The following is a 24,776-nucleotide window of genomic DNA, read 5'->3' on the forward strand; positions in this document are numbered from 1 at the left end:
CTTGGGCAGATCACGGTACGGATTGCACCGCTCACTGTCCCAAATGTGTATACGCGCCCGGGTGGCGTGGCACGGGCGCCACACGACTGCGCCAGGAGAGAACAGGGCCGCAGCGCAGAATCAGTGTCCACGCGGCGGCGCTGTCAGGTGGTCTGCCCGATCAGAAGACCCGCAGGCTGCCCGGCGACCAGAACCCGGAACGAGTGGTCGTACCGGTCTCCAGCTTCGCCGGGACGGCGTTGCGGTCGTACTGGTCGTAGCGCTCCAGCGAGCCCCAGTCGCGCGCCCAGTCGTCCTTCAGGTAGGTGGGCACGGTGACCGACTTGGCGAGCATTTGGGAGAAGCCCAGCGGGCCGCCGAATTCCTCGGCCTGCCAGGTGTTCGTCGAGCTGATCGCCAGCGGGCGGTCCGGCAGGATGCGGTAGCCGGGCACCTCGGCCACGCCGTTGTCGTGGTCGAACGGACGCTGGCACGGGAACTGCAGGCCAACCGCCCAGTCCAGCAGGATCGGCTGCTGGGAGCCCAGCAGGCTGTTGAGCGTCTGCAACTTCGGCATCCGCGGCGGCGTGAACGCCAGCCACTGGTCCCCGATCAGGATCGGGTCGTTGGCGACGATGCGCACCGCGTCGGCGTCGGGCGCGATCTCGTCCAACGGCACCCGCAGGTTGCGCCAGGACGGGAACGGGCCGATGTCGCGCGGCAGATAGGTGCCGAGCTTCTGCACGCTGCCGTCGGGCAGGTGCTTGCCGTAGTCGACGGTCAGCGATTGCCCGTACTTCATCGCGCCGGTGTCGTCGAAGGAGAGGATGCGACCGGCGGCCGAGATCACCACCAGCGGCTTGTCCGCCGAACGAGCGGGCAGCTCATACCAGCTCGAGGTGACGTTCGCCGGCTGCTGCACACCGTTCTGGTAGCTGCCGAGAATCGGCGTGGTGGCCGGGTCCAGGCCGAACGGGAGGGCGACGGTGGAGCCGTTGACGCCGAGCGCGCCCTGACCGCCGCCGGTGCCCGCGCTCTGCCCCTCCGCGAACGCCGCGCCGACCGACTGGGTGGAGGTGTTGCCGGTGCCCGGCTTCACCTCGACACTGTCGGCGGACAGGTCGTTGGGCACGCCGTTCGGAGCGAAGCCGACCGGATCGACGCCGGCCAGCGGGTCGGCCGGATCGGTCGGTGGATGCGCCGGATCGATGATCGGCGCGAGCCTGCCGCCGTTCGGGTCCGGCTCCACCAGCACGTCGTTGGCCAGACCGCAGGTGCTGCCGCCGACCGCGTCGAAGTTCGACCGCGCCAGCGAGTACGCCGGATACTGCGAGACCGCACCCTTGACCAGCGAGAGCACCTCGAGCGCGACCATCAGCGCGGCGACCACGGTCAGCGGGATCGCGGCGAACCGGCGGATCCGCCTGCCCCGCGCCGTCTTCGCCGACGGCTGCGGCGCGGTGTAGTCCTCCCGCAGTGTGTACCAGCCGACCAGCGCCAGTGCCAGGCCGAACAGCATGAGCATGACCGTGTTCGACTGGTAACCGTGCAACGAGATGCGCTTGTCGAACCAGGGCACGCCGAAGCTGGACACGTACCAGTAGCCGTTGATGCCGGAGAACGCGATCGCGAGCACGAACAGCAATCCGGCCAGGAAGATCGCCCGGTTCTTGCGAGCCCGCAGGGCGCTCGCCGAGACCGCGACGGCGGTGACCGCCGCCAGCGAGCCCGCGATGCCCGCGTACGCGCCGAAGTGGTGGGTCCACTTGGTCGGGTTGAACATCATGAAGAAGATGGTTCCGAAGACCACGCCCATCAACCGCCAGGTCGGCCCGCTCGCGATACCCGGCACCTGCCTGCGCCGCAGCAGCACGAGCATGGTGGTGAACAGGCACAGCAGCATCACCAGGAAGGCGAAGCGCCGCGACAGCGAACCGTCGACGGTCTCCACGAACAGGTAGTAGTACCGCAGGTAGTCCTCGTACCAGGCCAGGTTCGGCCCGGTCACCTGGCGCACCCGGTTGGCCTCCTGGATGCCCGCGAAGGTCTGGTCGCTGTAGACCACGGTGAGCACGAGAACGCCCGCCGCGGCGATCGGCGCGAGCAACGGCAGCGTCGAGCCCCACCGCCCGGCGCCCAGCGCGGCGAAGTGCCGGTGCTTGCGCACCACGATGCGCACCAGCGGGCGGATACCGGCCAGCAGCGCCGCCACGCACATCAGGCCCGTCGGCGCGGCCGCCAGGGTGAACGCGGCCACCAGGATCGCTACCGCGGCGGGCAGCAGCCGTCCGGTGGCGATGGCCCGCTCGATCGACACCCAGGTCAGCAGCGCGCCGAGCGCGACGATCGGCTCGGAGCGCAATCCGTTGTCGAACGGCAGCCAGAACGCCAGGAAGACCAGTCCGCCGGTCCACAGCGCCACCTTGCTGGTCCGCACGCCGCGGCCCAGGCGGGGCACCACTTCACGGCTGATCACCAGCCAGCACAGGATCGCGCAGGCCAGGGCGGGCAACCGCACCCAGGGACTGGCCGTGGAGATCTCCGAGAAGACCTGGATCACGTAGTAGTACCAGCCGAACGGCGCCTCCGGCACGCCGTACCAGCGGAAGTAGTTGGCCATATAGCCCGCGTGCGGGGCCACCCGCACCATGCTGAGGATGTAGCCGTCGTCGGAGGTGTTGGCGCCCGCGAAATGCCACAGCAGCAGCGTGCCGATCACCGCACCGTCCGCCCAGGTCGGCTTCAGCCAGTTCGCCGGAAGGAACCGGCGGTGCCCGCGCCCGTCACTGCTGTCCAGCCGGGCCAGCGCCGCCAGGGCGATCAGCGTGCACAACACCGCCGCGATCATCGCGATCAGCTTGATCGCGGTCGGGCTGGACGAGAAACGGGTGTCCACCGTCATGTCGAACGACAACCCCGCGGGCGCCGCGCCCTTGAGGTCGGAGAACACACCCACCACCTGGGGCCGCAGATCGCCGCCGAGCTGCCCCTCCACCGGCACCGTGACCGGCTCGGTCGTGCCGGGCGCCGCACCCTCGACCGGCCGCTCCACCTGCTTGGTGAGCCCGGCGAACGCGCCGTAGGTGCGCTCGCTGTCCGAGCTGATGCTCAGCGACGTGCACTCGCTCATGCGGCTGCGGTCGGCCGACACCACCACAGCGTTGCGATCGATCACGTCGACCGAGGTCTCCGAGACCCGCACGAACATCGCCTCCAGCGCGGCCCGGTCGCCCTGCGGCGGCGCGGTGGCCAGCAGCATGCCGCCCCGCTCGGGCAGCTGGGCGATGGTCTCGCACGGGATCGTCGCCTTCAGGTCGATCGGGACCTGCGACATCAGCGGCGCCTGCACGTTGCCGAGGGTCCCGCTCTGCGGCCACTTCAGCACCGCGGTCGTCTGCGTGACCGGCAGGAGCGGAGTCGCCAGCGCGAACAGCGCGCCGAGCAGACCGGCGATCAACGCGATGAGCCGAGCGGTCCGGAAATCGTTCGGGGTCACCACCGGGGCGGCGGGGGGTTTCGTGAGAACAGCGGTTGCGGCGTCGGGCACGGTTGGCAATGCTATCTGCCCGTCTGTCCGCGCGGGCGTCGCGCCGCCGGGAGAAATCGCGGGTCCTCAGTATGTTCGGAGCAGACTGCCAGAATGTTGTGCCGACGGGCCGGAAAATGGCGCCTGACGACCAATCGACCCCGTCCTGCTGACCGCTACCGACCACAATGGAAAGGTGGGCGTATGACCAAGGTGAATCTCTCGACGAACTACGGACCGATCGTCCTCGAACTGGACGACCAGAAAGCGCCGAACACGGTGCGCAATTTCGTGGACTACGTGAATGCGGGCCACTACAACGGCACGATCTTCCACCGCGTCATTCCCGGCTTCATGATCCAGGGCGGCGGCTTCGAGCCCGGGCTGCGCCAGAAGGGCACGCAAGCGCCCATCCAGAACGAGGCCGACAACGGCCTGAAGAACAACAAGTACACCGTCGCGATGGCTCGCACCAACGACCCGCACTCGGCCACCGCGCAGTTCTTCATCAACGTCTCCGACAACGACTTCCTCAACCACTCCGCACCCACCGCGGCGGGCTGGGGCTACACCGTCTTCGGCGCGGTGACCGAAGGCACCGACGTGGTCGACAAGATCGCGGGCGTCGCCACGTCCTCGGCCGGCGGACATCAGGACGTCCCGGTGAACGACGTCGTCATCGAATCCGCCACCGTCAGCTGATCATTCGGCACCCATGACGCGAATCGGGCCGCGCCCCAAGGGGGTGCGGCCCGATCGTGTTCCGTAGCCTACAGCGGCAGCAGGTGATGCTTGCGCGGGTTGCGGGCAATAGCCTTGTCCCGCAACAGCTGGAGCGCACGACGGATTTCCAGCCGGGTCGTCGCGGGCTCGATGACCGCGTCGACGTATCCGCGCTCGGCGGCCACCCACGGCGTCGCCACGGTGGCGTTGTAGAAGTCGATCATCTGCTGGCGGATCGCGGCGCGCTGGTCCTCGGGCGCGGCCTCGATCTGCTTGGCTCCGATCAGGCTGACCGCGCTCTCCGCGCCCATGACGGCGATCCGCGCGGTGGGCCAGGCCAGGTTCACGTCGGCGCCCAGCTGCTTGGAGCCCATCACGGCGTAGCCGCCGCCATAGGACTTGCGGATCACCACGGTGACCTTCGGGACCGACGCCTCCACGTAGGAGAACAGGAACCGCCCGCCACGCTTGATGACGCCGATCTTCTCCTGTTCCACGCCGGGTAGGAACCCGGGCGTGTCGACGACGAACACCAGCGGGATCTCGAACGCGTCGCACAGACGCACGAAATGCGCGGCCTTGTCCGAGGCGCGGGCGTCCAGCGCTCCCGCGTACACCATCGGCTGATTGGCCACCACGCCGACGCTGCGCCCGTCCACCCGGGCGAATCCGGTAATGACGTTGCGACCCGCCGACGCCCCGACCTCGTGGAAGGCGCCGTCGTCGAAGATGCGCAACAGGATCTCGTGCATGTCGTACCCGGCGTTGTCGGAGTCCGGGACGATCGAGTTCAGCTCCAGGTCGCTGTCGGTGGTCTCCGGCTCCAGGCCGGGATTCACGACCGGTGCCAGCTCCTGGCAGCTGGTCGGCAGGTAGCCCAGGTAATCGCGCACCCACTCGAACGCGGCCGCCTCGTCCTTGGCCACGTGGTGGATGTTGCCGTACTCCGCCTGGCTGCGCGCCCCGCCGAGTTCCTCGAGGCTGACGTCCTCGCCGGTGACCTCCCGGATCACCTTCGGGCCGGTGACGAACATGTACGCCTCTTCGGTCGCCACCACCACGTCGGTGTTGATCGGGGCGTAGACGGCGCCACCCGCGCACTTGCCGAGGATCATCGAGATCTGCGGAACCAGGCCGGACAGCGGCTCCTGGCGGCGGCCCAGCTCGGCGTACCACGCCAGCGAGGTCACCGCTTCCTGCACACGGGCGCCGCCGGAGTCGTTGATACCGACCACGGGGCAGCCGACCTTGGCCGCGTACTCCAGAATCCCGGCGACCTTGCGGCCGAACATCTCGCCGACCGAACCGCCGTAGACGGTCTGGTCGTGCGAGAACACCGCCACGGGCCTGCCTTCGACCAGGCCGTGCCCGGTGACGACGCCGTCACCGTAGAGCGCGGCGGGATCGCCCGGTTTGCGTACCAGCGCGCCGATCTCTACGAAGGTTCCCGGATCGAGCAGCATGTTGATCCGGTCGCGGGCGCTGGGGATGCCTTTCTTCGCCCGCTTGGCGATCCCCGCTTCACCCGCGGGCTCCTGCGCCAGATCCAGGCGCTTGCGCAGGTCGGCGAGTTTTTCGGCAGTCGTGCTCACTTGGCCCCTTTCGCCTCGATCGCGGCGAGCTTCGCGGTCAGGTCGGCCCCGATCTTCCCGATCCGCGGTTCATCGATGATCTGCAGGTGGTCGCCTGCGATGTGGACGACCTCCAAATTCGGGATGTACTCGTCCCAGCCGCCGTTGGGCACCCGGTCGGCGAAGCGTGGCTCGAGCTCGATCATCCCGTCGTGGTAGCGATCGGCGAGGTAGAGCACGACGTTGCCGTCGTAGTGCGTGGGTTGGGTTCGAGCGAGGTGACGGCTATCGATCCACGAGGTGCGCTGGTGTTCGAGCACGCCGCCGGGGATCTTCGCGCCACTGATCTTGATCAGGTCGCTGATCATCTTGAACTGCTCTTCGTCGGAGGCCGCGGCCAGCGTCTCCAACTGGTCGCGGTCCAATTCACCGTCGACGCCATAGGTCTTCTTGGCGAACACCTGGTAGCGCTCGATCCGCCGCACGCGCTCCTCGGGACTGTTGTCCTCGCCCTGAGTCGGAATGGCCAGATCGATCAGGCCGACCATGCGAACGTCCGCGCCCTCGGCTCGGAGCAACTGGGCGGTCTGCATGGCCAGCACCGCACCCAGCGACCAGCCGTACAGCACGAACGGACCGTCGCCCTGGAGCTTGCGCAGCTCGGGCAGGTACTGGCGCGCCCGCTCCTCGATCGAACCGTCGACCCGCTCGAGGCCGTACATCGGCGTCTCGGCGGGCAGCCGCTTCAACAGAGGCTCGTACACCAGCGTGTTGCCGCCGGAGGGGTGGAACACGAAGACCGGCACGGCGTTCGAGCCCTCCGCGCGCGGCCGCAGCGGACGGACGAAACCGTCCACATCCGCACCGCTGTCCTGCAGGTCACGGACGATGTCGGAGAGCTGCTCGATGGTCTCGCAGTCGAGCACGTCGTCGACGGTGACCTCGGCCTTGACCCGTTCGGTCAGGCGCGCGGCCAGTTTCTCCGCGGTGTCCTCGTCCAGGATCGGCAGCGTGTTGAAGATGCCTCCGGCCGATTTCCCGGTGACCACCGCCCAGGTGGCGAAGGTCAGGCGCTCGGCGGCGTCGCGCGGCGGAACGTCGTCCTCGTCGGCGGGCTGCTGCGCGCCACCGAAGACAGCCGCGGGGGTGGGCGCAGCCGCGGCGACCGGTGCGGCCTGGGCTGCCGGAGCCGCGTCGGCTTCGGCGGCCTTTTCCGGGCTCGCGACAGCCGCTGCCGCGGGAGCCGAATCGACCTCGGTCGCAGCGGTTTCCGCTATGGCGTCCGGTGAAATGGACGCGGCGCCCGCCACCGCGGCGACCGGGTCCGCGCCGGTGGCCAGGGCCGCCCTGGCCGCGGACATGAAGTCGGCGTCGACAGTCAGCTCGCCGCTGCCGCCCGCCGCCTTGTCGGCAGCCTGCTGATCGGCCATCGCCTGCACCTCGTCGCGGTGCTCGATCGCGTACCGCAGCACCTTGCCGACCTCGTGCAGGCTCGCGTCCCGCACGGCTTGCACCTGCAGCTGCGGGATGTCGAATTCGTACTCGACCCGGTTCTTGATGCGCATCGCCATCAGCGAGTCCAAGCCGAGTTCCATCAGCGGGATCTCCATCGGAAGATCCTCGACCGCGTAACCCATGGACTCCGCGACGATCAGCGCGAGCCGCGCTTCGACGGTCTGCGTGCCGTGCGGATCCCACCGGTCACCGAAGGTCTCGACGACCTCGATGTCGGCGTCGCTGCGCGTCTGCGCGGCGATCGCCGAGACCGGCTCGGCCGCGACGGGTTCCGGCAGCGGGGCACCGGAGGTCACCACGGCGTCGAACACCAGGCGGAAGGCGTTGCCCTCCTTGGCGTGGACCTGCACCGAGGCACCGCCGGGATGCGGGGTGAGCGTGGTGGTGAGTGTGCCCGCCGCCGGGATCGGCGCGTGCGGAATCGATGCGCCCAGTGAGACGTCGCTGAGCACCTGCGCCGAGGCGGCACGCACCAGTCCGGCGAGATCGGTCACCGAGGACGCCTGGACCTCCCAGACGTGCCTGCCATCCGGCAGCGCGACGTGCGCGCCGGGCACCCGGCCGTTGCCGCCCGTGGCCAGCCGGACGTTCGGCCAGTATTCCTTGCGCACGAACGTGGTGCGCGGGATGTCGGCGTAATCGCCGGGGCCGAGCAGCGAGAACAGATCGACCTTGTGCCCGTGCACGTAGAGCTGGGCGAGCGCGGCGATCACGCCCGCGGACTCGTCCTCCTTGCGCTTGAGGGTGGGGATGAGCTGCGCGTCGTGCACGCCCGCGGCGAAGGTGGTACCCAGCACCTGCATCAACGCGACGGAATTCGGCGCCAGCTCGAGGAACGTGGTGTGGCCCGCGTCCACCGCGAGCTTCACCGCGTTGGTGAAGTACACGCTGTGGCGCATGTTCTTGACCCAGTAGTCCTCGTCGTGGATCGGGTCGTTGCCCGCGCGGAAGAACTCTTCCTTGTGCACCGTCGAGTACAAGCCGGTCTTCAGCTCGGTGGGCTCGATGCCGGCCAGTTCCGCGGCCAGCTCGCCGAGCAGCGGGTCCATCTGCGAGGTGTGGCCCGCGCCGCGGGTCTGCAGCACCCGGGCGAACTTGCCCGCCGCCTCCACCTGCGCGACGATCGCCGCCACCTGATCCTGCGGGCCGCCGATCACCGTATTTGTCGGCGCCGCGTACACCGCGACCTCGACGTCCGGGTAGTCCGGCAGCAGGTTCGCGACGTCCTCGGCGCTGTACTCGATGAGCGCCATGTTGCGCACGTCGTCGTCGCTGATCATCTGCTCGCCCTCGCCCATCAGGCGGGAACGGGCGCAGATCACGCGCACCGCGTCCTCGAGCGAGAGACCACCGGCGATGTACGCGCCCGCGACCTCGCCCATGGAATGACCCACCACGGCCTCAGGCTCGGCGCCGTGCGCGCGCAGCAGCGCGGCCAGGCCGATCTGGATGGTGAAGATGCCGACCTGCGAAGTGCCGACGTTGTAGTCCTGGCTGTCGTCCAGGAACAGCTCGCGCACCGAGTATCCGGCCTCGTCCTGCACCAGCTCGTCGACCTCGTCGACGGCGCCGGCGAAGATCGAGTTCTCCAGGTAGAGCTGCTTGCCCATCTTGCGGTGCTGCGCGCCGAAACCGGCGAGCACCCACATCGGGCCCATCGCCGCGGGCGCGTCGGCGGTGAAGACTCCGGGCCCCGGCTTGCCCGCCGCGATGGCGCGCAGTCCGGCGATCGCCTCCTCGTGCGTCTTGGCCAGCACCACGCCGCGCGAACGCCAGTGGCTGCGCTTGGCCAGCGACCGCGCCACGTCGGCGAGCGGAGTCTTCGCGCCCGCCTCCGACTCCAGCCAATCGGCCAGCTCGGCGGCGGCGCGGCGGCGACGCGAGGGCAGGTAGCCCGACACCGGCAGAATCTGCGGCAGCGGCTCGGTGCGCTCGGCGGTCCACTCGGAAACCGGAGCGGCGGTTTCGGCGGCCAACGCGGCCTCGGCGACGGCCGCGACCTCGGCCTCGGCGACCACGGCATCGGCTTCCGCGACCACGTCCGTGGTCTCCTCGTCCAGCACATCCTCGTTCAGCTGCGACTCGAGCTCGGCGAACGGCGCCTGCGCCCCCTTCGCGGCGGCAGGCACGTATTCCTGGACGACGATGTGCGCGTTGGTGCCGCCGAAGCCGAAGCCGGAGACGCCGATGGTGGCCTTCCCGCTGTAGCGAGGGAATTCGGTGGGCTCGTCGACGACCTTCAAACGCGCCTGGTCCCACGGGATGTACGGGTTCGGACCGGCGTAGCCGATGTTCGGCGGGATGACGTTGTGCTGCAACGACATGACCACCTTCGCCAGGCTCGCCGCACCGGCGCCCGACTCCAGGTGACCGAAGTTGGTCTTGGCCGAACCCAGCAGCGCGGGCTTGTCGGCGTCGCGGCCGCGCCCGACCACCCGGCCGAGCGCGTCCGCCTCGATCGGGTCGCCGATCAGGGTGCCGGTGCCGTGCGCCTCGATGTAGTCGACCGAGGACGGCGCGATGCCCGCGTCCCGGTAGGCGCGGCGCAGCACTTCGGCCTGAGCGTCGGGGTTCGGCGCGAGCAGGCCGTTGGACCGCCCGTCGTTGTTGACCGCCGACCCCTTGATCACGGCGTAGATCGTGTCGCCGTCGCGTTCGGCGTCGGCGAGGCGTTTCAGCACCACCAAACCGCCGCCTTCGGAGCGGACCATGCCGTCGGCGTCACTGGAGAACGCCTTGATGTGCCCGTCCTTGGCGACGCCGCCGTTGGCGTCGAAACCGAGCGTGGCCATCGGCGCGAGCAGCATGTTCACGCCGCCTGCCAGCGCCAGGTCGGCCTCGCCGCCGCGCAGCGCCCGCACCGCTTCGTGTACCGCCACCAGCGCCGACGAGCACGCGGTGTCCACGGACACCGACGGACCACGGAAGTCGAAGAAGTAGGAGACCCGGTTCGGGATGATCGAGCTGACGCTGCCCATGATCGCGTACGCCTCGGCCGACACCGGCACGTTCGGATCGCGCTCGCTGCCCAGCCCCAGCGCGGCCAGCAGCATGAAGTCGTTGCCCGACGAGCCGACGAACACGCCGACCGGCTCGCCCTTGAGATCGCTGGCGGGAATCCTGGCGTGCTCCAGCGCCTCCCAGGTCAGCTCCATCATCAGGCGCTGCTGCGGGTCCACCCGCTCGACCTCGACCGGCGACATGGCGAAGAACTCGGCGTCGAAGCCTTTGACGACCTCTTGGTCGAGATAGCCGCCCTTGGTATTCGCCTTCTCGATCGCCTCGGCGAGCTGCGGCTCGTCCAGGAACTCCGACCAGCGCCCCTCGGGCCGCTCCCGGATGCCGTCACCACGGCCGATGAGGAAGTCCCAGGTCGACTCGGGGGTGTCACCCGCGCCGGGCAGCCGGGTCGACAAGCCCACGATCGCGATGTCGTGGGCCTCGCCGGGACGGTAGCCCGCGGTATAGAACGCGTCGTCCGCCGACTCCGCCGGCGCGTCCGGCTCGCCGTTGATGATCCGCTCGGCCAACGAGGCGATGGTCGGATGCTGGTACACGATCGTCGCGTTCAGCATGACGCCGGTCAGTTCCTCGATGTCCCCACCGAGGGCGAGAGCATCGCGCGAGGCGAGCCCGAACTCCTCCATCGGCCGGTCCACGGTGATCTGCTCGATCGGTTGCCCGGTCGCCTCGGCGACCCAGCGCCGCAGCCACTCACGCAGCTCCGCGACCGACATGTCGGTCTGCGCGCCAGCCTTCGCGGACTCGGCCGGGGCCGCCGCGTCGGCGACGGTCTCCACGGGCGGGGTGTCGGTCGTCTGGGTGGGCGTGCCCTCGTTGTCAGCCATCAATTCCTCAAGCTACCTGTCTGCGTACCGGGCGTACCGTGAATTGTCGCCCGGCGCGTGGGAAGGTCGGCGCCGAGCGTCGATGGTCGGTCCGAGGCCGCCCCTGGCAATTACTCTTCCGGTGCATCGGGGAAAGCCTGCTGGGTGTAACCACCCCGCAGCGTTCCCTCCAGATAGGCCGCCCGGCAGGCGCGGCGGGCGATCTTGCCACTGGACGTGCGCGGAATCGAACCCGCGGGCACCAGCAGCACGTCGCGAACGGTCACGCCATGGCGCTGCGAGATCGCCGCACGCACCGCGTCGGCGATGGGCAGCGGGTCGGCCTTACCCGCACCCGGTCCTCGCTCGCCGACGATGACCAGCTGCTCGGACGCGTCGTCGGCATCGAACTGCAAGCCGGAATGGCTGCCCTGCTCGAACACCTCGGCCGGGAGCTGGTTGGCAGGCACCGAGAACGCCGCCACGAAGCCCGGACGCAGCGCGGTGCTGGCTTCCTGCGCGGAGAATTCCAGGTCCTGCGGATAGTGGTTGCGGCCGTCCACGATCACCAGGTCCTTGACCCGGCCGGTGATGTAGAGCTCGCCCTCGAAGTACACGCCGTAGTCACCGGTGCGCATCCAGTTCGCGTCCGGCGCGGTGCCGTCGGCATGGCTGCCTTCGGCCAGGCGCTCGGTGACCCTGTTCTGGAACGTCGCCGCGGTCTCGTCGGGACGACCCCAGTAGCCGATGCCCATGTTGCTACCGTGCAGCCAGATCTCGCCGACGTGCCCGTCGGGCACCTCGCGGCCGCCGCCACCCGATTCCACGGACTCCGGATCGATGATCGTCGCCCACTGCGACAGCGCGACATAGCCGCAGGACACCTGCGCGATCGCGTTCTCATGGCTCGGATCGACCTTCACCATGCGGCCCGCGTTGAGCTCCTTGCGGTCGACGTAGGTGACCTTCGCCTCGTCCTCGTGCTTGGTCGCGGACACGAACAGCGTCGCCTCGGCCATGCCGTAGCACGGCTTGATGGCGGTCTTGGGCAGGCCATAGGGGGCGAACGCCTCGTTGAACTTCTTCATCGATGAGGTGGTCACCGGCTCGCTGCCGTTGATCAGGCCGATGACGTTCGACAGGTCCAGCGACTCGCCGTTCTTCGGCAGACCGCGCGCCGCGGCGTGCTCGAACGCGAAGTTCGGTGCGGCGGCGAAGGTTCCGGCGCCGTCGGAGACCGCCGCCAGTTCCTTGATCCAGCGGTAGGGACGGCGCACGAACGCGCTCGGCGACATGATGGTGATGTACTTGCCGCCCACCGCGGGCAGGATCACCGTCAGCAGGCCCATGTCGTGGAACAGCGGCAGCCAGGTGACGCCGCGGGAGTTCCAGTCCAGCTTGATCGCGTCGACCATTTGCAGCAGGTTGGTGCCCACCGCGCGGTGGGTGATCTCGACGCCCGCGGGCACCCGGGTGGAACCCGAGGTGTACTGGAGGTATGCGATGTCGTCGATCGCGATGTCCGGGCGCACCCAGCTCTCGCCGACGCTGTCGGGAATCGCGTCCACCGCGATGATGCGCGGACGCTGAGCCGCGGGCAGCGAGCGGAAGAACTGCCGGACCCCGGCCGCGGAGGAGCTCGCGGTCAGGATGGCCGAGGGCTCACAGTCGCCGAGCACCGCGTGCAGGCGATCGGTGTGGCCCGGCTCGTCCGGGTCGAACAGCGGGACCGAGATGGTGCCCGCGTAGATCGCGGCGAAGAAGGAGATCACGTAGTCCAAGCCCTGCGGCGCGAGGATCGCGACCCGGTCGCCCGGGTTGGTCACCTGCTGCAGTCGAGCGGCCACCGCGCGCAGCCGAATACCGAACTCACGCCACGTCAGCTCCTGCGCCTCGCCGTCGCGCTCGCGCGAGTAGTCGATGTAGCGATACGCCAGGGTGTTCGCGTCGTTCCGGGTGTGCTTCTCGACGTGATCAACCAGGGTGTGATCCTCGGGAATGCGGATGTTCCCGGTTTCGTCCAGGTAGTCGTCGAAAGTCTCTTCCATTCCTTCTTCTCCTCCGAGGCACACGCAGCAAGACGGCGAATCGCCGCTATTACCTGTGAGGCCCCGACTCGCTTTCGCCCGCGGGTGCTCCAAGTGCAGAGCCAGCCTGCAGATTTTGTGCGGTCTGCGCGGTGACCGCTTATCGGCTAGATGTACTCAAACCAGAGTCATGTTACAGAGAAGACCGGCTCACTCGTCCCGCAGCAGGGGAATAACGGGGGCGAACGCGTCCATCTGGGTGGGGAATACACCGACGTAGGACATCGAGGTGAGCTGCCGCACACGGCGGATCTGCTCGGCGATCTCCTCGAATGTGCCGATCGCCACGTAGGGCGAGTTCAGGATGTCCTCGACGGACAGCTGAACATCGACTTCCAGGTTCGGGTGCAGTCCCCGGTCCAACGCCGACAGCGCCATCTCCGCGGTCTTCTCGCGATCGTCGGTGATCACGACCGCGGTGACGGCCCAGTTCAGTTCGATGTCGGCGAACCGGTCACCGGCGGCCTCCTTGATCAGATTCACCTTTTCCACGGCCTTCTCGATGGTGATGCCGGAGAGCAGGCCCTTGCCGTTCTTGGTGGTCACCGGAACGACGGAGATGATGTCGGCGTGCTTGGCGGCCAGGCGCAGCATCTTCGGACCGCCGCCGCCGGTGCAGATCGGCGGGCGCGGGCCCTGCCGCGGCCTCGGAGTGCCTTTGATGCCCCGGACCTGGTAGTGCTTGCCCTCGAAGGTGCACTCCTGGCCGCGCAGCAGCACGTCGAGAATGGTCAGCGCCTCGTCGAGCTTCTCCAGCCGGACTCCGGGCGATTCGTAGGCGATGCCCGCGTTGTCGAACTCCTCCTTGATCCAGCCCGCGCCGAGGCCGACCTCGAGCCTGCCCTTGGACAGCACGTCGATGGTCGCCAGGTCCTTGGCCAGCACGACGGGGTGGCGGAAACCGTTCGCCAGCACCGACGTGCCGAGCCGGATCTTCTCGGTGGCCTGGGTCAGCGCGCCGAGCGCGGCGATCGGACCGATCTGCTCGCCGAGGTGATCGGGCACCACGAAGGTGTCGAAGCCGTATTCCTCGGCCTGCTGAGCGGTCTGCACGAACTTGCGCGCGCCGCCCTCCTGCTTGTTTCCCTCGCCGGCCGCCGCGAAGCGGAACGGGCGCAACGGAGTGCCCAGCGCGGACAACGCAGCATCCGCGTCACGGCTCGCCGTGGTGGCCGGTGCGGCGGCTTCTGTCATGAACTCATGCTCCTGGCTGTAAGGAAAATACGGGCGCGACGCCCGCCCGGGTCTGCGCTGCGGTGGTGCCCGGCGTCGCGATCATCAGCGCACTTTACAGCGTGCTACCCAACTCGAGTTGCGCTTGTCACGCCAAGGGGGTGCGGGGTATCTCACGGTCTGTGAATTCTCACGAATGGGCCGGATGCGGCGCTGCCTCGATGAGGCCCGCCACCCAGTTGGTAGTCCACTGCGTCGCGGTGGTGCCGTCACCGTCGACAACGTAGGTGTTGTAGAGGGCGTGCACCGGGTTCCCCGCCGCCCGGACCAGCGAATTCACGCTGCCCACGATGTTCCACGGACTCAGTGCCTCCCGTGGGGCATCGCAGATCAGATCCCCGGGCGCGCACATGGTGTAGGTGCGGTCGGCCAGCGCGCCGAAGCCCCCTTGACGCGGACCGGTCATCGTGATGCCGGGCACGTTCAACCCCTTGAGCGCGACTTCGGCACCCACGCCGGGCACGGGCGTCCCGATCTGGATCGGCTGCCCCTGGCCGTTCTCGCCGGTGCGGCGTCCGTCGGCGATCAACGTCACGCCGAGCACCAGATCGGCGGGCACCGGGCCGTCGCCCGCGCCGATCCGCGCGGCGACGTCACCCGCGATCACCGCACCTTGGGAGAACCCGGCGAGCACGTAGGTGGTCAACGGGCACTCCTGATGCCGTGCGGCCATGGCGTCGACCATCCGCGCCGTGCCCTCGGACCGGCTGTTGTTGTAGGACTGCTGGCCGTCCGGCGGGATCGCGATCGGATTGGAGAACTGCGCGACGTAGGGAACGGTGTACACGTCCACCCGCTCGCTGGGGAACCGCTGGGTGATCGGACCGGAGACGTTGAGCATCAGCGACACCGGGTTCGCGGTGGGATTGTGCGGATCGTCGAAGCTGTTCGACTCCCAGGTGCCGGGCACCGAGATCATCTGCACGTCGGGACAACTGGCCGGCTGCGAAGTCGGCCGCTCCGGCGGCTTCGGGCCCGGGCCGGGCGGGCGCAGACGTCCCGCCAGCAGATACCACAGCAGCAGGACCACCAGGACGATCAGCAGCACGACGCCGATCACGACCAGACATCCCGCCGGCCTGAACCGGCGGGAGGTCGAACGGGAACGCGAACTCACTGGCAGTAGGTGGCGCGAGCGGTGGTGATGTAGATCTGCCCGGCCTTCTCCACCGGCATCTTGGCCGGGTCGAAGGACGGATCGGAACCTGCCATGGCGTTGACGAAGGTCATCAGATCTTGATCGGACGCACCGGCGGCGGTGCCCTGGCAGACGTACGCTCCGATGCTCAGCGCGATGTCCGGGGTGGACGGGGTGACACCCTGTTTGGCCAGCTCGTCCAGGAACCGCTTGTCCTTGTCGGTGAGCTTCGAGGTGTCCGCGGGCGGGACGGCTTCGGTTGGCACCGGCTGCGGACGCTCGGGGGCCACCGTCGTCGTGGGCTGCTCCGGCGCGGGAGCGGGCTGACCGGTGTCGGCGGGCGTCGATGCGGCCGGCGACGTCGTCGTCGCCGTCGTGGTGCGGGCAGGCGTCGACGGTGTGCTCGTCGCGGTCGAATCATTGTCGCCGCACGCGGCGAGCAGGCCGGTCGCGGCGAGCGCCACGACTACGCCGAATACCTTTCCACGGGTCCGATGCATGAATTCTTGTCCTCGATCTGTCGCTGAGCGGGGGTCGGGTCGCCCACCAGGCTAGCGGTGTTCAATTTGCCGCGCTGTGCTGGTTTGGCCGCGACTCCGTCGCGGCGTGTTCCTGGCTCGCGTCCGAGCGACCGCCGCTGGCGACTTCGTCGCGAACGCGGCGGCCACTCGGACGCCTGCCGGGCCGCGAACAGAGCATGTTCGGTCTCGCTCTGCTCGAAACCGGGAGCTGGGCCGACGCGTGCGTATCGGCAGTACCCGCCGGTCGGATGCACGATGTGCGGCCGGGTGAGCCGCCGCGTTACGGCCCGTAGCGACTTCGGCGTAGAAGTGGGGGTCGGCGGCTCGACGCGCCGCTCCGCGGGCGACCTTCGCCACCGCGTGGACCGGCCCCTCTCAAAGGGCGTGCACTTCCGGTTTGCCGTCGCGCACCGTGATGAAGCCGCCTTGGAAGTTCTGCTGCACGCCGTCGGAGATGGGAAACTCGTCGCCGGTGGGGTAACCGAGTTTGCCGTTCTCGTAGCCGGTCTCGCGCCAGGCGTCCAGCACCGGGCCGTTGCGCACCGCCCAAGCGCCGGAGACGGGGCTCCAGTAGATGTTGCCGCCTTCGAATCGGCTGAACCGGCCCAGTTCCTTCAGCGCCTGTTCCTCGTCGACGGGGAAGCCGAGTGGGCTGTTCTCGAAGCCGAGCTGGGCGTACTTGCCGAGGATCAAACCCTGGACACGGTGCACGCCGGTGGCTGCGCTGTAGTAGAACGGGCCGTTCTCGAAGGCTTGCACGGCACCGTCGCGGCTCGGTGTCTTGATCTCCGGCGCGACCGGATAACCGGCGGGGCCGCGTTCGAACCCCTGCTTGCCCCATTCCTCCAGGATCGCGCCGCGGACCACCTGGGCGCCGGTCTGCGGCGTCCAGTACAGCGAGCCGTTCTGGAAGAACTGGTACTTACCGCGACCGTCCTCCAGCGCGCGCTCCTCGCTGGTCGGCAGGCCGAGCGGTCCGGTGGGCCCCCCGGCCGCCTGGTAGCCCGCGCCGAACAAACCGCCGACCGAGTACGCGCCGCTACCCGGCGTGTGGAACACGCGGCCGCCCGCGAAGTCCTGAGCGGTGCCTCCCGCCACCGCGTACTCCCCGGTGAGGCATTCGCCGAGCCAGCCCGCGGCGGCGGCGGCCACCGGGCCGATCGCACCGCCCGGCTGGCAGGCGGGCTTGCCCTGGTCGACGCCCAGCGCGGAGGCGGCCTGAGCCCAGGACTGGCGCATCTCGAAATCCCAGTACGGCCAGGAGTGGGTGCCGGACGGGCGATAGTTCACCTGCGCCGGGATGGCCAGCTTGGACAGCTTGGTCACGAAGTTCTGCGAGGTGAGCCGGGCGAGGATCTCCAACCCCATGCCCGCGATGTTCGTGCTCACGCCGGGTATGCCGAGGGCCTGATCGTAGGGTCCGATCGCGCCGCTGCCGCTGGAGATGTAGAGGCTGACGCCGCGCAGCTTGTCGGCCAGCATGTACGGGTCGTGCGCTTCCCACTCCGGTCCGGTCTGCGGACCCCACATGGCGGCGGAGTCGAACCCGCCCGCGTCGCGCATCGCGAACTCGATGGCCTGGGGCATACCCAGCGTCGTGGTGGTCAAGAAGCCCGAGTACGAGGCGGCGTGCCGCACGAAGCCGGGATTGCGGGCGGCCAGGAGCATCGCGGCCGTGCCGCCCATCGACAGGCCTTCCATGCCCCGCACGCTCGTCGCCCGCCAATGGCTCTCCAGCAGCGGCGGCAGTTCCTTGGTCAGGAAGGTTTCCCACTTGTAGGTGCGGCCGTTGTCCGGCTCCAGCCAATCGGTGTAGAAGCTGGACTGTCCGCCGATGGGCAGCACGACGGTGACGTTCTTGTCGGCGAAGAAATCGACCGCCCCCGCCTCCTTGGTCCAGCCGTTCTCGTCGTCGGTCGCGCGCAGGCCGTCGAGCAGAAACAAAACGGGAAACCTGGCCTCCGGACGGGCGTTCCAGTCCCTGGCCAGCAGCAACTGCACCTGGATCGGCGCACCCATGGACGGCGAGATCACCCACAACGCGACGCGGCGGTCACTGAGCCACTGGACCTTCTCCAGCACGGGCGCGGCCACGGCCACCGTGGGTTCCGCAGCCGCGGGCGCCTCGACGGACATGCCCGCGGCTAGGGGGACCACCAGTGCGGTGGCGAGCAGCATCAGCCGCTCACGTGCCGAACGGGCGACGAGACGCCCGCGTCTACCGCAGCTACCGCGCGTAATCCCTGCCACAGAAGCTTTGTACTCCCGTTATAGCGACGTTTACGGGAGACACGCGCTTCGTAGCAAACTATGTTCGCTGCCCCGGATCAGGGCTGGCCCCGAACGCAATTCAGGCCGCACCGAAACGGTGCGGCCTGAATTGCGAGAAGGTGGATCAGATCACCAGGCGCCGGTGGCGTCCAGGATCATGTTGCGGGAGGCGAACAGCTGGCCCTCCCAGTACTTCCAGGAGTGGGTGCCCGCGGCCGGGAAGTCGAAGCGGGCCGGGATACCCAGCGAGCTCAGGCGAGCCTGGAACGCGCGGGTGTTGACCAGCGAAAGGGCTTCCAGCGCCATCGCGTTACCGGTGTTGAACACGCCGACCGCCGAGTTCGGCTGGTCGAACTGACCCGGCAGGCCGCTGGCGGCCGAGATGTACATCGGCAGCCCCTTCAGCTGCGGCGCGAACACGAACGGGTCCATCCGCAGCCACTGCGGGCTCCACGGCGCGGCCATCGAGTCGACGTTGAAGCGGCCCGCGTCCAGCATCGCGACGCGGATCGCCTCGCGCATGCCCGGCGCGGAGATGTTCAGGTAGCCCGAGTAGGAGGCGGCGAACTTGAACTGGTCGCGGTGGTAGGCCGCGAGAGCCAGCGCCGCGCTACCGCCCATGGACAGGCCGACGACCGCGTTGTTGGTGCGCGAGACGCCGTAGCCCTCCAGGAAGGCCGGGAGCTCCTTGGTGAGGAAGGTCTCCCACTTGTAGGTGGTCTTCTGGCCGTTCAGGTTCGACGGCGCGTACCAGTCGGTGTAGAAGCTGGACTGGCCGCCGACCGGCATCACCAGGGTGATGTTGTCGTTGCCGAACTGCTGCAGCGCGTTGGTCTCGAACGACCACGCGTTGCGGTCGTCGCGGGCGCGCAGGCCGTCGAGCAGGTAGAGCGCCGCGTTACCGCCGCGCGCAGCCCACTGGACCTGGACCTTGATCGGGCCCATGCTGGAAGGGACCATCAGGTCCTCGAAGCCACCCGCGGGCGCTCGCAACACCGGCGCGTGCGCCGACGGCGCCGCGGTGGCGAGCGTCGGGGTCGCCAGGCCCGCGGCGATCGGTAGCGCCAATGCGGCGGCACCGACAGCCAGAATTCGATTACGCCAACCGCGAGGCGCGCCTCGTCGTCCCGACTGTGTTCTCTTCGGCGCGGCCGCCCTGCCGAAACGCATGAATCCTGCTCTCTTTCTGCTGTTGTGGTGCCACCTCGCCACCCGAAGGGCGAAGCGGCACCCGTGTTGCCAACGAGACGCGCGTCACGGACATGGTCCCGACAATCCAGTCCCCGTGACGGCGCTACAACGATCTGGTCACACTTGCGCTCGCTGGACGATATTCGACGGTCCCCGCTTTAGCAAGATCCGAGGTCTTTCCACTGGCCGAAATCCGTCCGTTTGCGCAAGGTAATGATGCGGTGACCTTATCGCGTTCTCGCGGTGATGTCGTCTTGGATCGCAAGATATTCGCGCTCCTGGCGGGAACTGTCACCGACCCGAGATCTTCGCAATCCCGGCGTCCGGCTCGCACGGAGCCGGCACACCGCACATCCGGTCGACGAGACAAAGACCCGGCAGGACCGTTGACCGAGATGTGATCGGCCTCGAGATCTGCCGTGATAGCCATAAGAATGACCGCTAGCAAACAGTTCTAGCTCCGACGATCCTACAACAGCGATCACACAGCAAACACAGCGGAGACATCCGGGCCCCATCGTCCGGACCCCTACAACCCCCAGTTCGCCCCACCCCTACCGCGAACACCCAGCGCCGCAGGCGCTGGAAATCCAACTCAGCCGATGTTCGCCGACATATCCGGAATCATTCGCATGGCCTCGTCGGACCAGTTGTTCCAGGCGTGAATACCGAACGGCGGGAAGGAGTACACGGCGTTGCCGCCGCCCAGCGTCGCCATCCGGACCTGGAACGCGCGGGTGTTCGCCAGGGCCAGGGTCTCCAGACCCATGCCGTTGAGGGTGCCGAAGCTGGGCGGGTCGGTGGCCGAGGGCAGGCCGCTGGCCGCGGCGATCCACAGGCGGGTGCCGTTGCGGATCAGGTTGGGGGCGAACACGAACGGGTCCATCCGCAACCACTGCGGACTCCACGGCGGGGCCATCGAGTCGACGTTGTAGCCGCCCGCGTCCAGCATGGCGGCGCGGATCGCCTCGCGCATGCCCGGCGCCGAGTTGTTCAGGTACCCGGAGAACGAGCCGGCGAAGCTGAACTGGTCCGGGTGGTAGGCGGCCAGGGTCAGCGCCGCGCTGCCACCCATCGACAACCCGAAGGCGCCGTTGCGATTCGGGTTGAACCCGAGCCGGTCGCGCAGCGCCCAGCGCAGGTTGTTGGTCAGGAAGGTCTCCCACTGGTAGCGGTAACTCTTGCCCGGCCCGCCCGCGAACCCGTCCAGCCCGCCGGAACCGGTGCTCGAGCCGCTACCCGCCGGGATGCCCAGGAACTCGCTCGGCGCGATCCAGTCGGCGTAGAAGCTCGACATGCCGCCGACCGGCATGACCACGTTGACGTTCTGGCCGGCCAGGACTTGCGGGATGTTCGTCTCGATCTCCCAGCCGTTCAGCGACTCCGGCGCCCGCATGCCGTCGAGCACGTAGACGACGCGGTTGGTGTTGCCGTCCGCCGCCCGCAGGATCCGGGTCTTGATCGGGCCCATGCCGGAATCTACCCAGAAGTCGAAGGCCGCGGGGTCGAAGGCCGCCGATGCCGTGGCGCCGGTGCCCGCGATGGTCGTGCCGAGCGGCAACAGCAGCGCTACGGCGACGCCGAGGATGGACCGTCGCAACCACGAACCGGATGTTCGAGACCTCTCGGGCCCGCGCTTCCCGCGCGCACTACGCATCACATTCGACCTTTCCCTCGGGCGGCCCCATCGGCAAACTTTCAGCGATCAATACCGCGCCCTCATCGGGCATCGAGCCGCAACGTCCACCGAGAAACGGACGAGTCTAACTCGGTGCATGTCGTTGGAGTATCAATCGGGGACGAATGCCTTCATGTTGCTGGATGGTGATCCAGACCACAACTACCGAAGCCCGTTTTCTTCGTATTCGTTGCCGAATTACCCCCGGACGACCCGGTAAACGCCGAAAAACCGCTCCGTGCCGTTGGCGCGGAGCGGTCTTTCGTCGCGATTGCCGAGCTAGCCGATGTTGGCGGACAGGTCGGGGATCATCCGGTAGACCTCGTCGGCCCAGTAGTTCCAGTTGTGCACACCGACGGCCGGGAAGTCGTAGGTGACGTTGTTCGCGCCCAGGGTGAGCATGCGGACCTGGAACGCGCGGGTGTTGGCCAAGGCCAGCGCTTCCAGACCCATCGCGTTGACGGTGTTGAAGCTGAGGCCGTCGGCCCCACTCGGCAGACCGCTACCGGCGGAGACCCACAGGCGAGTGTTGTTCGCCTTCAGCCGCGGCGCGAACACGAACGGGTCCATCCGCAGCCATTGCGGGCCCCACGGCGGCGCCATCGCGTCGATGTTGTAGCCGCCCGCGTCCAGCATCGCCACGCGCAGCGCCTCACGCATGCCCGGCGCGGAGATGTTCAGATAGCCGGAGTACGAACCGGCGTAACGGAACTGGTCGGGGTGATAGGCCGCCAGGGTGAGCGCGGCGCTGCCGCCCATGGACAGGCCGAACACGCCGTTGCCGTTCGGGTTGAACCCGAGCCGGTCGCGCAGCGCCCAGCGCAGGTTGTTGGTGAGGAAGGTTTCCCACTTGTAGGTGCTGGTCTTGCCCGGTCCGCCCGCGGAACCGGTCAGCAGGCCGGAGCCGGAGTTCGCCGAACCGGTGGAGGACGAGCCCGCGCTGCCCAGGCCGAAGAAGTCGCTCGGACCGTTCCAGTCGGCGTAGAAGCTGGACGGGCCGCCGACCGGCATGACCACGTTGATGTTCCACTTGGTCAGCTCGCGAACGACCTCGGTATCGATCTCCCAGCCGCTCAGGTCGGTGCGTGCCCGCATACCGTCCAGCGCGTAGACCACGCGCCCGGTGTTGCCGTCGGCGGCGCGGAAGACGCGCGACTTGATCGGCCCCATCTCCGAATCGACCCAGAAGTCGAAGCCGTCCGGATTGAACGCGGCGGATGCCGGGGCGGCAGGGCCTGCCACCGACACCCCGAGCGGTAGCAGAACCGCCAGCGACACCAGCACCGACCGCTTGAGCCAGGAACCTGTTCTTCGAGTATTAAGACGACGCCCGATCACGCCTCGCATCAGTTTGAACCTTTCGTTTCACAGCGACAGCGGCAAGCCGTCCACACGGTAACCCGCCGATGCCCTCTACCGATGGACGCCACGGCCGGGCATACGGTCGTAGCGTATATCGGTATCGACACGGTGGCGTTACCAAAAAGAGATAAAGCGGCGTACGCCACTTTATCGGACTCGCACAAGGCCCTGGCCGGCGTGCATGACCGGGCCCGGTGCGTGCCACGGATTCAGCGCGGCGCGATCGGTTGCGGGAACGGATCGGCCAGTCCGCACCGCTGGATCTCGTACTTCGGCACTCGGTCGATGCGGTACTTCGCGAATCGCAGCGAGTTACGCAGGTTGTGCCGGAACCGCTCGAAGGTGAGCGGGTCGCGCGAGGAGATCAGCAGTGCCTGGGTGTCCGGGCAGGACATCGCGGTGCGTGCCTGGGCCACCCATTTCTCGTCCAGATACCAAGGCATCCACGGTTTCTTGTCCACCATGCCCGCGTCCACGATGACCCAGTCCGGATACAGGCTCTTGTCGTGCCCGATCCGGCCGTCGGTGAGGCGGTCGGTGTGCGCCGCCAGCGGATAGGCCAGGCCCATGGGATCGATCACACGCACGTCCAGCGGAACGTTCATGCTGGTCATCCCGAGATTCAGGAAGTAGACCGTGTGCCCGGCGCCGCCGTCGGGAATGGGCTGCGGCGGCGGAGCGACATACCAGAACATGAACGAGGGCGAGTTGAGCAGCAGGCCGCCGTTCGGGCTCGCGGTGATGTCGTCGACCATCGCGCGGATACGCGGATAGTCCAGGTAGTCCTCGGCCAGTATCGGGTGGTCGTGCCCGGTGTTGAGCACGTAATAGACGCGCTCGTCGACGATGCCGGTGGAGGTGATCTTGGTGCCGGTCTTGATCGCGGTGGTGTTCGCGGCGAACAGCGCCCAGCCCGCGACACCGACGAATGCCACGGCGACCACCGCGAAGGACCAGTCGGCGGCGGTCGCCGCGCGCAGCCCGCCCCTGGGCGCGCGGATCGGGATCACCGCGACCGGGAGCAGCAGGAGGAATAGCTGCGGCAGCAGCATCCGGCCGTGCATGAAGTCGCCGCCGACTCGCAGCGCGTACAGCGTCAGGAGGAAACCGCTGAGCAGGACCGCGGTAACCACCGCTCCCGGGGAGCGCAGCCACTCCCGGCCCCGCGGAATCGACCGACCGCGCTCCTCCGCCGAACCGGCGCCGGCGGTCCGGCCTGCCCGCGTGCGCGCGGCGAGCACACCGGCGAGCAGCAGCACCAGCAGCGGCGCCCACAGGAAGTACGGACCGACGAGGTCCCAAAGGTAGGTGAAACCCTGCCCCCACTTGGCGCCGCCCGCGTCCTTGGCGACGGCGGTGTTGGGGTAGGGCAGACCGTAGTAGCCCATCCGCCAGATCTGGTAACCCAGCGGAACCAGCCCGGCCACCGCGACGATCACCGCGCGCAGCACGATCGGCCGCAGCTTGCTCTCGGGCATGGGGGCGAAGAAGATCATCAGCAGCGCCAGCGCGCCGACCAGGGTCATCTCAGGGCGGATCAGCGGGGCGAGCCCGGCGAGGAAGACCAGACCGAGTAGGCCTGGCAGACGCACCGACTTCGCCTGGCTCCAGCGCATCAGCTGCCACCACAGCAGGCCGATCCAGCAGATCACCAAGCCGCTTTCCAGGCCGGAAGTGACGTAGTCGCGGGCCGGGGGCAGCGCGATGTAGACCAGCACGCCCGCCGGCAGCAACAGCCCGGTGCCCGCGCCGCCCCACAGCCGCGCCGAGCCGAGCATGGCGAACACGACCGCGGCCAGCGACACCGTGAGCGCGACACCGAGCACCACGTACTCGAGCCGCGCCTGGGTCAGCCAGCTGAAGAACCAGACCAAGTAGGTCCACGCGGTGCTGGTGTTGGTTTCGACGCGCTCGCCCTCGTTGAAGACGGGGCCGTTGCCTGCCAGCAGGTTGCGGACGGTGCGCAACACGATGAGGCCGTCGTCGGCGATCCACCGTCGCTGCCAGCCTCCGACCGCGAAAAGAACAACGGTGAGCGCGATCCCACCGACGAACGTGGCTTCGGATAGGCGCGTGAACCGCGACGCGGAGCGGGTCTGCTCATCGGCTTGCCGCTCCGCCGCGTGTTCCGTTCGCTCCGCTACCAGCATCTCG

At 68.4% G+C, this 24,776-nt stretch carries 13 protein-coding genes; 1 reads left to right on the top strand and 12 read right to left on the bottom strand.

The genetic code is table 11. The features are described from left to right. Positions 1-160: 160 nt before the first annotated feature. Complete coding sequence (locus NA8_RS00495) at positions 161-3,526, bottom strand: arabinosyltransferase domain-containing protein (RefSeq protein ID WP_063048340.1); 3,366 nt, start codon at positions 3,524-3,526, stop codon at positions 161-163. Between the two features lie 183 nt (positions 3,527-3,709). Here NA8_RS00495 and NA8_RS00500 point away from each other — a divergent pair, with 183 nt between their 5' ends. After that, the gene (locus NA8_RS00500; RefSeq protein ID WP_063048341.1) at positions 3,710-4,207 is read left to right on the top strand and encodes a peptidylprolyl isomerase; all 498 of its coding nucleotides are present in this window, start codon (positions 3,710-3,712) and stop codon (positions 4,205-4,207) included. 68 nt (positions 4,208-4,275) lie between these two features. Here NA8_RS00500 and NA8_RS00505 read toward each other — a convergent pair whose 3' ends face one another. The 11 genes from NA8_RS00505 to NA8_RS00555 all read right to left on the bottom strand — a co-directional run bounded on the left by NA8_RS00505 (position 4,276) and on the right by NA8_RS00555 (position 24,772). After that, on the bottom strand, positions 4,276-5,820 hold the full coding sequence (locus NA8_RS00505) for an acyl-CoA carboxylase subunit beta (protein ID WP_063048342.1): 1,545 nt from the start codon (positions 5,818-5,820) through the stop codon (positions 4,276-4,278). Beyond that, entirely contained in the window at positions 5,817-11,051 is a 5,235-nt protein-coding gene (gene pks13, locus NA8_RS00510) for a polyketide synthase Pks13 (protein ID WP_063048491.1), read from the bottom strand. Before pks13 ends, NA8_RS00505 begins: the two co-directional genes overlap by 4 nt. A 221-nt stretch (positions 11,052-11,272) precedes the next feature. Further along, positions 11,273-13,189 (bottom strand): long-chain-fatty-acid--AMP ligase FadD32, encoded by a 1,917-nt coding sequence (fadD32, locus tag NA8_RS00515; RefSeq protein WP_063048343.1) that lies wholly within the window; start codon positions 13,187-13,189, stop codon positions 11,273-11,275. Positions 13,190-13,378: 189 nt separating this feature from the next. Further along, complete coding sequence (locus NA8_RS00520) at positions 13,379-14,422, bottom strand: LLM class F420-dependent oxidoreductase (protein WP_083863172.1); 1,044 nt, start codon at positions 14,420-14,422, stop codon at positions 13,379-13,381. Between the two features lie 169 nt (positions 14,423-14,591). Further along, the gene (locus NA8_RS00525) at positions 14,592-15,527 is read right to left on the bottom strand and encodes a cutinase family protein (protein ID WP_063048492.1); all 936 of its coding nucleotides are present in this window, start codon (positions 15,525-15,527) and stop codon (positions 14,592-14,594) included. 47 nt (positions 15,528-15,574) lie between these two features. Further along, positions 15,575-16,099, bottom strand: coding sequence for a DUF732 domain-containing protein (locus NA8_RS00530; protein ID WP_063048344.1), 525 nt, complete (start codon positions 16,097-16,099; stop codon positions 15,575-15,577). Between the two features lie 396 nt (positions 16,100-16,495). Beyond that, complete coding sequence (locus NA8_RS00535; RefSeq protein ID WP_063048345.1) at positions 16,496-18,298, bottom strand: alpha/beta hydrolase-fold protein; 1,803 nt, start codon at positions 18,296-18,298, stop codon at positions 16,496-16,498. Between the two features lie 222 nt (positions 18,299-18,520). Further along, a complete protein-coding gene (locus NA8_RS00540; RefSeq protein WP_245663607.1) occupies positions 18,521-19,561 on the bottom strand; it encodes an alpha/beta hydrolase in 1,041 nt (346 codons plus the stop codon). A gap of 616 nt (positions 19,562-20,177) precedes the next feature. After that, a complete protein-coding gene (locus NA8_RS00545) occupies positions 20,178-21,239 on the bottom strand; it encodes an alpha/beta hydrolase (protein ID WP_063048346.1) in 1,062 nt (353 codons plus the stop codon). A 300-nt stretch (positions 21,240-21,539) separates the two neighbouring features. Beyond that, a complete protein-coding gene (locus NA8_RS00550; RefSeq protein WP_063048347.1) occupies positions 21,540-22,607 on the bottom strand; it encodes an alpha/beta hydrolase in 1,068 nt (355 codons plus the stop codon). Positions 22,608-22,831: 224 nt separating this feature from the next. After that, a complete protein-coding gene (locus NA8_RS00555) occupies positions 22,832-24,772 on the bottom strand; it encodes an arabinofuranosyltransferase AftB family protein (protein ID WP_084466399.1) in 1,941 nt (646 codons plus the stop codon). Positions 24,773-24,776 lie beyond the last annotated feature (4 nt).

The organism is Nocardia arthritidis NBRC 100137 (genome assembly GCF_001612765.1).
Classification (GTDB): domain Bacteria; phylum Actinomycetota; class Actinomycetes; order Mycobacteriales; family Mycobacteriaceae; genus Nocardia; species Nocardia arthritidis.